At 59.3% G+C, this 7,735-nt stretch carries 9 protein-coding genes and 1 pseudogene; 3 read left to right on the forward strand and 7 right to left on the reverse strand.

The features are described 5' to 3' along the window. Window positions 1-303: 303 nt before the first annotated feature. The gene (locus IWX64_RS16180; protein WP_196868154.1) at window positions 304-576 is read left to right on the forward strand and encodes a helix-turn-helix domain-containing protein; all 273 of its coding nucleotides are present in this window, start codon (window positions 304-306) and stop codon (window positions 574-576) included. A gap of 100 nt (window positions 577-676) precedes the next feature. Here the strand turns inward: IWX64_RS16180 and IWX64_RS16185 are convergent, their stop codons facing one another. After that, entirely contained in the window at window positions 677-1,012 is a 336-nt protein-coding gene (locus tag IWX64_RS16185; protein WP_196868161.1) for a hypothetical protein, read from the reverse strand. A gap of 208 nt (window positions 1,013-1,220) precedes the next feature. Here IWX64_RS16185 and IWX64_RS16190 point away from each other — a divergent pair, with 208 nt between their 5' ends. Then, window positions 1,221-1,655, forward strand: coding sequence for a DUF805 domain-containing protein (locus IWX64_RS16190; RefSeq protein ID WP_196868155.1), 435 nt, complete (start codon window positions 1,221-1,223; stop codon window positions 1,653-1,655). A gap of 297 nt (window positions 1,656-1,952) precedes the next feature. After that, window positions 1,953-3,008, forward strand: a pseudogene (locus IWX64_RS16195) (IS3 family transposase). A 166-nt stretch (window positions 3,009-3,174) separates the two neighbouring features. Here the strand turns inward: IWX64_RS16195 and IWX64_RS16200 are convergent. The 6 genes from IWX64_RS16200 to IWX64_RS16225 all read right to left on the reverse strand — a co-directional run bounded on the left by IWX64_RS16200 (window position 3,175) and on the right by IWX64_RS16225 (window position 7,185). After that, on the reverse strand, window positions 3,175-3,612 hold the full coding sequence (locus tag IWX64_RS16200) for a MarR family winged helix-turn-helix transcriptional regulator (RefSeq protein ID WP_196868156.1): 438 nt from the start codon (window positions 3,610-3,612) through the stop codon (window positions 3,175-3,177). Between the two features lie 53 nt (window positions 3,613-3,665). Then, window positions 3,666-4,748: a fatty acid desaturase family protein gene (locus IWX64_RS16205; protein ID WP_196868157.1), complete on the reverse strand. Its 1,083-nt coding sequence runs from the start codon at window positions 4,746-4,748 to the stop codon at window positions 3,666-3,668. 86 nt (window positions 4,749-4,834) lie between these two features. After that, complete coding sequence (locus IWX64_RS16210; RefSeq protein ID WP_196868158.1) at window positions 4,835-5,302, reverse strand: DUF4383 domain-containing protein; 468 nt, start codon at window positions 5,300-5,302, stop codon at window positions 4,835-4,837. Between the two features lie 49 nt (window positions 5,303-5,351). After that, window positions 5,352-5,945 (reverse strand): DUF3618 domain-containing protein, encoded by a 594-nt coding sequence (locus tag IWX64_RS16215; RefSeq protein WP_196868159.1) that lies wholly within the window; start codon window positions 5,943-5,945, stop codon window positions 5,352-5,354. Beyond that, a complete protein-coding gene (locus IWX64_RS16220) occupies window positions 5,942-6,391 on the reverse strand; it encodes a phage holin family protein (RefSeq protein ID WP_196842362.1) in 450 nt (149 codons plus the stop codon). The genes IWX64_RS16215 and IWX64_RS16220 overlap by 4 nt, the downstream gene beginning before the upstream one ends. Then, a complete protein-coding gene (locus IWX64_RS16225; RefSeq protein ID WP_196868160.1) occupies window positions 6,391-7,185 on the reverse strand; it encodes a hypothetical protein in 795 nt (264 codons plus the stop codon). The genes IWX64_RS16220 and IWX64_RS16225 overlap by 1 nt, the downstream gene beginning before the upstream one ends. Window positions 7,186-7,735: the final 550 nt, after the last annotated feature.

The raw sequence follows: 7,735 nt of genomic DNA on the forward strand, positions 1-7,735 counted from the left end.
TTCGGCACCGCCGACGCCATCGACCAGGACCGGCAGAACACCCTCACCGCCGCCTACCACGCCCACCCCGAACGGTTCGGTCGCCGACCGCACCCGCCAACCATGCCAACCCAATTCTGGATCAACCAGCCCGAAAACGAACCCCACATGAACTAACCCAAACTGTCTCATTTGACTTGACAGATTCCGCGCCGACCACGCGAAAACGGGCCGAAAAGGAATGTCGTACAGCCGTGGTGAGATTACGTGCATAGAAGTACCTGACGGATAACTAAGTGTCCGCGGTGACAGAAGGATGACGCGATGGCAGAGTCGCAGCTACAAACCGAATTTATGAGCCCCAAAGAGGTCGCTGTGCGACTTGGTATTTCCGAACGTTCAGTCCGGGAAAAGGTCTACCAGGGTGTCTGGTTACACCTGCGCTTCGATAAGCGGACGGTGCGCTTCTCCGAAGAGAACCTCGATGAGATTATCTCCATGGCCTATCGCTCAGGATCTTTGACGCCGCAACCCGTGGTCGAAATGGACGAAGGGGCCGCGCTAGCGATGCTCCTTCAGGGACGCAAAACCGGCTAGCTATCGCCACCCAACTCAATACGAGAATATCCCCTGGCAGAAGTCTTCGGCAGGTGGAAGTCTCCCCTTTGCCCATCCCGAACCCCAGGTCGGCGTACCCCTAGGCGTTTTGCGTCTTGGGGTCGTACTCGGCCACGTACCAGTCCATGTTGCCCTGGAAGTAATGGGCCTGCATCTTGATCTCCGCCAGCTGAGTCTCCTGGTTGGTGCCGATGGCAGGCCACTTGTCCATCTCCCGGACGCCTGGGTAGAATTTGTTGCCACGCATGCGCCGCTGGGTCTCAACAGGGCGGGGGAGAGGGGCGTCGGCGGCAGGCTCGAGCGGTGAGTAATCGATCGTTGGTGTGAGCTGGAGGTCGGACTCACTGTGGGAGGTGGCGGCGAACAGTCCACCGACAGGGATGCCTCGGGGCTGGCGTGCTGGGTTCTCGGTCATACCCTCTGGTGTGCGGCAATTGGGTCTGGCGATCAGCAACCTCAACTGGCCTGCTTAGCCCTCGGTCACCTCGCCGGGGGCTGGGCCCGGTAGCGGCTTCTGAGGTGTATATGCCCGTATAATGGACCCACCAATTGCATCACTTCCTGGGGAACAGATGGCTGCATGAAACACTCCGGCACAAGCCGCACCCGGCCCGCCGGTTTGGTTGCCGCACTACGGCGCATCGCCAAAGGCTTCAGCGCAACGCTTCTTCAAAAAGTACGCCACAACATCAGGGCGTGCCAGCCGGAGCGAGTTCTGGTGGTGGGTTCTTATCTCGGGAGTTGTGTGCAGTTTGTTGAACATACTGATGACTTCCAGTGGTCGTGTTTATCCATCGATCGGGCATCTCACCGCCGAACCGGTTGTAGCCATCGGATATGCGCTCTTCGCGCTTTGGATAGCTGCCACCATTGTCCCCAGCATCGCACTTGGCATACGCCGACTCCACGACGCCAACGAAAGTGGGTGGTTACTTTTGGTGATCGCGATACCAGTTGTTGGTCAGCTAGTGCTTCTCTTCTTGATGCTCCTCGGCCCGAACGCGGAAGGTCGTCGGTACGATGAGCATCAAGAAGGCATTGGCGCCATCCGCTCTTAGCCACGCCAGGCTGCCCAGCGAGCAGACTTGGCGATCAGTCCAGGGCAGGTCACAGTCTCGTGGCCTATCGCCTCAGAGGTTAGGCACGTAGGGTTCTTATGATGAGGGAAAACACGACACCGCTGGCCGGTGTATTCTTCAAGATGGTGTTCGCCGGTGGAATCTTGGGCGCCGCAGTTGTGCTCGTGTCTGCAGTTGCGGGAGGGTACAGTCCGGCTGGTTGGGTCCCCGGGTAGGAGTCCGGTGACTGTGTGAGTTTCGCATCCGATAATGGATGCAGGAGGAAATTCACAGATTATGGCACGTAGACATACCCCGGATCAGGTCATCGCGAAGGTCCGTCAGGGCCAGAAGATGCTCAACGACGGTCGGCCGATGATTGAGATCGTGAAGGAATTGCAGGGTGACCGAGGCGACGTGGTACCGGTGGCTGAACCAGTACGGCGGCGAGAAGGCCGAGTCGACGAAACGGACCAAGGAGCTCGAGAAGGAGAACGCCCGGCTGAAGAAGCTGTTAGCCGATCAGGTCCTGGCCATCGATATTTTGAATGAGGTGGCGCGGGGAAAATTCTGAGGCCCGAACCTCGCCGCCGTGCGGTCCGTATGGCGCAGGAGCGGTTCGGGGCGTCCGAAAGGTTCGCCTGCAAGGTGTTGGGGCAGAACCGGTCCGTGCTGCGCAAAGGCCGACCGGAGATCAGGTTCGAAGAACAACGCAAGGCCTGCTGGCACCTACTTGGCCAGCCAGGCTGGGACGGCATGGCACTGAATAAGAAGCGGGTGCGCCGGCTCTGGCGCCTCGAGGGGCTCACCTGCAAGCCCAAGGTGCGGAAGCGTCTCAGGGCTGAGTACCCGATGCATGTGGTGAGCTTCGATTTCCAATCCGATGTGACTTCGTGCGGGCGGCATATCCGGTTCTTCAACGTGATCGATGAATACACCCGCACCGCCCTGGCTGTCATCCCGAGACGGTCCTTCACTGCGACCGATGTGGTCGCGGCACTGGAGGACATCATCGCCGAAACCGGCATCGTCCCGACCTATGTGCGCTCGGATAACGGGCCGGAGTTCACCGCGGCCGCGCTGGTCGATTGGTGCGCCACTGCCGGGGTGGAGACCGCGTTTATCGATCCGGGTTCACCGTGGCAGAACGGCTTCATCGAATCTTTCAACGCCCAGTTCAGAAGGGAACAGCTCTCCGGAGAAATCATGGACACGATGGCCGAGGCGAAGTATTTGGCCGAGGAATGGAAAGAGATCTACAATCATGAACGGCCCCACGGATCCCTGAACGGCATGACGCCGAAGCTCTACTGGGAAACCTGGACGCAAGAGAACAAATCAGCTATCGCATAGACGCTGGACTGCTAACGGGGGCCCAATCACTGGGCCTTCCTAGGCCCATACAGCGACCTGGATTTTGGTAGCTGGCTCTTTGAGCCAGCTCTTTCCGGCAAAGAACTGGTGCGATACGTTCTGGCCAGCTCCGAAGCAGTCGAACACAGTGCAACCACGAAATAGGTCACATGCCACGGGTGCGAGGGCGGGTGAGTTCAGCGATTGCTTGCTGCAGATAGCGACGTACGCTCCCGTCCGGGAGCTGGTCTCGCGGTAAAATGTTCTGTTCCATTTCAGCGGTTGAATCAAGAACTTTACTGCCCGCGGGAGTGATGGCGAATAGCTGTTTTTTTTGGTTGACGCTGGTTTGTACGCGGGCAACGAAACCTTTGTATTCGAGGTTATCCAGGATCCTGATCATGGTTTGTGGCTGGACCCGCACGCTCCGGGCAATTTCACTTTGGGTTCCCGCGCCCTGCAGGGTGATCACAACCAGGACTGTCAGCCCGGCGTGGGTGATTCCGAAATCAGCGAGTTCCTTGCTCCACGCGTTTTCCACTAAACGGGTGGCTGTCAGCAGCAGACGGCTCGTTGACCATTGGTCCAAGTCCAGATCCAACATTACGTGGACCCCCTTTTTCGTTCGATGCCACGTTTGACGTCAAGACGGTTCATCTATGAACGCCGGTACTTATTCACCATGGGGCAGTCGAAGGGGTCGCGGGCTGCTAGTCCCACGCGGTTGAGGTATGAGACTACGGCGCCGTAGGACGCGGCGACCCCGACCTCGGTGTAGGGAACCTTGAGACGTTCGCAGTGGTCACGGACGATCAGCGCAGCCTGACGGAGGTGCGGGCGGGGCATGTCCGGGAACAGGTGGTGTTCGATCTGGAAGTTCAGGCCGCCGAACGCGTTGTTGACGAAGGACCCGCCCTTGATGTTCCGTGAGGTCAGCACTTGCTTCTGGAAGAAGTCGAGCTTGCTGTTCTTCGGGATGGTCGGCATGCCCTTGTGGTTGGGGGCGAAGGACGCACCCATGTAGATGCCGAATACCGCCATCTGCACGCCGATGAAGGCGAAGGCCATACCGACGGGCAGGAACCAGAACAGGACACCCAGGTAGGCGCCGAATCTCACGGCCAGGAGCGCGAGCTCGACCCAGCGACCCTGGACGGCTCCCGGGCGGAAGAGGGTGCTGATCGATTTGGCGTGCAGGTTTAGTCCCTCGAAGGTGAGGAGGGGAAAGAACAGGTAGCCCTGGCGGCGGGTGATCCACGCGTGGAACCCTTTGGCCTTTGCTGCGTCTTCCTCGATGAAGGAAATAGTGTCGATCTCGATGTCGGGGTCCTTGCCCACCACATTGGGATCGTTGTGGTGGCGGGTGTGTTTATTCATCCACCACTGGTAACTGATGCCGACGACGCCGGCCGCCAAGATCCGCCCTGACCAGTCATTGGCGCTACGGGTCTTGAAGATCTGCCGGTGGGACGCCTCGTGGGCCAGGAACGCAATCTGCGTGAAGACGATGCCGAGCACCGCGGCGATCAGCAACTGGAACCAGGTGTCACCCAGCAGGGCGAACCCCGTCCAGGCCGCACCCATCGCCAGCGTAAGTGCAGCGAAGACGGCCACATAGAAGCGTCGTCGACGGTTCAATAATCCTTCCTTGCGCACCTGCTTGAGCAGGATCGAGTACGACGCGACGACGTCGTTGGGCTTGGCCACACGCACTGCTCGGACCGGGGTGGTTGTACTCATCTAAATTTCCTTGAGGGAACGAATTTACGGGGGTGGGGGAGGGGGAGCCGCCGGGACCTCATGAGAGGCCCCGGCGGTGTGGTGTTTTAGACCCGGTTTGTGGTGGCGTGGTCCCGTTTGCGGCTCAGGATCAGTGCCAGCGCGATCATTCCGACGCCCAGGAATAGGTGCAACCAGTTATCCGCGTCGTTGAAGGGCACGAAGTTGGCGTCTGAGTTGAGGTCTATCACCAGTCCGTAGATCCACAGCACCAGGTAGAGGACACCTCCGATCAGGAGATAGTTTTTTGCATTGGCGTACGTCCGTGCCAGCACCAGGCCAGCGACGCCGTAGAGCAGGTGGACGATGTTGTGAAGGATCGAGACCTGGAACAGGCCCAGCAGGAGGGCTTCAGATTCATGCCCTGCCATGTCCATCTGGTCGAACTCGGTGGTGACCCCGGGAACGAATCCCAGGACACCGAAGAGCACGAACACGATGCCTACGGCCATGGCGGCCTTTTGCATGGTGGTTTTTTCCCGGTCCTGACGAACCGGTTGATGTGATGCGGTCATTGTTCCCTCCTAGAGGTGTGTGTGGGGATTCCTTAGATCCCGGCGAGTGTTAGACGGTGCCGCTGTTGTGACTGGATTGGACGTTGTCTTTGGCGTCCTGGGACTTGTCTTTGAGGTCCGAAGCGGCGCCGGTTCCTTCGTCCTTCACGGTTTGAGCTGAGTCAGCCCCTGTTTCCTTGACCGAGTTCACTGCGTCCTGGGCGGGTTCCTTCAGGTCTTCCATGACCTGTTTGGCGGAGTCAGCGATTTCGGTTGTCAGTGGTTGGGCTTTGTCTTTCAGGGCTGACGCGGCGTCCTTCTCTTTTTCGCTTGCGGGAATTAGCGAAGCGACGAGCATGCCGGCGCCGAAGGCGATGAGCCCCGCGGCGAGGGGGTTGCCCTTGGCTTTGTCGGTGAGCTGGTGCGGGGCGTCGTGCACCGCACCGCCGGCATTTTCGGCGGAACCTATGACATTGGTTTTGACGTTGTCGGCAGAGCCCATGATTTTGTCCTTTACGTTTCCTGCGGCGTGCTTCACTTTGTCCGTTTGACGGTGGGCAATGTTTGAGGGGTTCACCTTGTCGGCTACGGCATCGACGTCGGTTCCGAGTTCGGCTCGTGTCCGTTCGATGTCGGCGCGGATTTGTTCTGGTGTCTGGCTCATGGGGTGTGCTCACCTGGCTTCAGAGTGGAAGGGACTTCTTTGAGGGTTTCAGCGGTGTCAGGCATGCCGCGGACGGCTTTGAGTTCCTTCTTGCCTTTCATCGCGAGGACGGCTGCGACAATTCCCCAGAGCACTGCGACGATCACTGAGGACCAGCCGAGACCGACCAGCTCACCCAAACCCCACATCAGGGCCAGGGACAGGAACAGCAAAACGAAGTGCCCCGCTACGCCGGCTCCGCCGAGCATTCCTGCGCCTTTACCCACCTGGGTTCCGGTTTCACGTAACTCGGCTTTAGCCAGTTCCAATTCCTGACGCATCAAGGTCGAAAGGTCGCGGCTGACATCGCTCAGGAGTGAACCCAGCGATTCATTGGCTGCCCGGCCCTCGGCCTCGCTCCTCGGCGGCTCATACGCTGGGGAACCTCCGGTGTGTGTTCCACTCATCAGCGCAGATCCCTGTCCAGTGGTCCGCCCTGGGTCTGCCGGCCTGGTTCGGTGGCCAGAGGATCGGCTAGAGGATCACTCAACGAAGTCTGCTCTCGCCCCGTGACACCTGTTTCGGTATCAAGGACTCCTGTGGAGGTGGTGACCGGTGTCGCGGTAGTAGGCGCGCCGAATCCGCTCCCCGTAGTCGGCTGCGTGGGCACTGTCGGCGGGTACTCGGGTGCGGGATTAGCTGGGGTAGCATCCTGATCATCAGATCCTGCTCCGGCCAGCCCACGAGTCAGTCGTCCGGCGAGCAGACCGGCACCCGCTGCCACCATCAGGAACGTTCCCGGGCGCCGGCGGGCGAAACCCTTGACTTCTTCAAGTAGTGATCCTGGATCGCGGCCTTCCAGCCAGCCTGCGACGTCGCCCGAGCGTTGGGCGGCTTGGCGGACCAGGTCATTTGCGGGACCATTCTGGTCCCCGTTATCTGCCATCGAGGACAGCTCATCACTGATAGAACGCAGGCCCTCGGCAGCTTTCTGCTGGCTGGCACCAGCCTGATCCTTCAGATCGGATCCCAACTCGCCGAGCAAGTTCTTCGCCTGGGCGCTTGCTTCTCCTACAACATTCTTCGCCTCCGCCCCAGCGGTCTGGGCAACTCCCTTAGCCGCGTCCGCTCCTTCATGACCAAGATTCTTCGCTTCGTCCTTCGCATGGCCCGACGATGACTGCCCACCATCCGGGTTACCAGATCCGTGCGTAGGTGACACTGGGACTATCGGGTCTTCCGACCAATTTTGGGTACTCATGGTTTCTCCTTCGGTAAACGGACCGGGAGATAAACCCTCGGCCCTTGATCTGGCATCGGATGTGGCGCGCGCCTCAAACTAGAGAACCGCTGCTTCACATAGTGCAGAAAAGCTTGACAACATCCCTGACGGTGACCGCTCAATCCATCAACGCCACAAAGACAGCATGCTTAGTTGTTACCGTAAAACCTAAGCATGCTTAGCGTTTATTCGCAAGGGTGCATGGAAACAAAGTTTCCGCTGGTAAAAGCTTCTTAGTGAGCCGCCCAGCGCGCGTAAGACTAAGTCGACGGCATCTGTTCATTCAGATTCGCTCACAGTGGGCGCTAAGCAGAGGAGGGGCAAGGCCCCCCTGGCCTTGCCCCTCCTCTGCTGGGAGAGTGTCTTCCCCGGTCTTATACGGCTTTAACGTTGTACGGCGCGCTTAGGCCTCGCCCGATAACGATGGGTTCAGTCCCCTCCCTGTCAGGCTGTTGTGAGACACCCCGGAGCCCCCGGGTCCATCGTGGAGGGTGGTGACAGGAGACAGGTTTCATGAGCGATAACAGTC

Origin of the sequence: Arthrobacter sp. CAN_A212 (genome assembly GCF_015752345.1) — a bacterium.
In the GTDB taxonomy this organism is placed as follows: Bacteria; Actinomycetota; Actinomycetes; order Actinomycetales; family Micrococcaceae; genus Arthrobacter_D.

Bases quoted from the DNA above. Each gene is read 5' to 3' on its own strand.
- IWX64_RS16220 (WP_196842362.1), bottom strand. From the start codon at position 6,391: ATGAGTGGAACACACACCGGAGGTTCCCCAGCGTATGAGCCGCCGAGG.
- IWX64_RS16180 (WP_196868154.1), top strand. From the start codon at position 304: ATGGCAGAGTCGCAGCTACAAACCGAATTTATGAGCCCCAAAGAGGTC.
- IWX64_RS16205 (WP_196868157.1), bottom strand. From the start codon at position 4,748: ATGAGTACAACCACCCCGGTCCGAGCAGTGCGTGTGGCCAAGCCCAAC.
- IWX64_RS16225 (WP_196868160.1), bottom strand. From the start codon at position 7,185: ATGAGTACCCAAAATTGGTCGGAAGACCCGATAGTCCCAGTGTCACCT.
- IWX64_RS16185 (WP_196868161.1), bottom strand. From the start codon at position 1,012: ATGACCGAGAACCCAGCACGCCAGCCCCGAGGCATCCCTGTCGGTGGA.
- IWX64_RS16215 (WP_196868159.1), bottom strand. From the start codon at position 5,945: ATGAGCCAGACACCAGAACAAATCCGCGCCGACATCGAACGGACACGA.
- IWX64_RS16200 (WP_196868156.1), bottom strand. From the start codon at position 3,612: ATGTTGGATCTGGACTTGGACCAATGGTCAACGAGCCGTCTGCTGCTG.
- IWX64_RS16210 (WP_196868158.1), bottom strand. From the start codon at position 5,302: ATGACCGCATCACATCAACCGGTTCGTCAGGACCGGGAAAAAACCACC.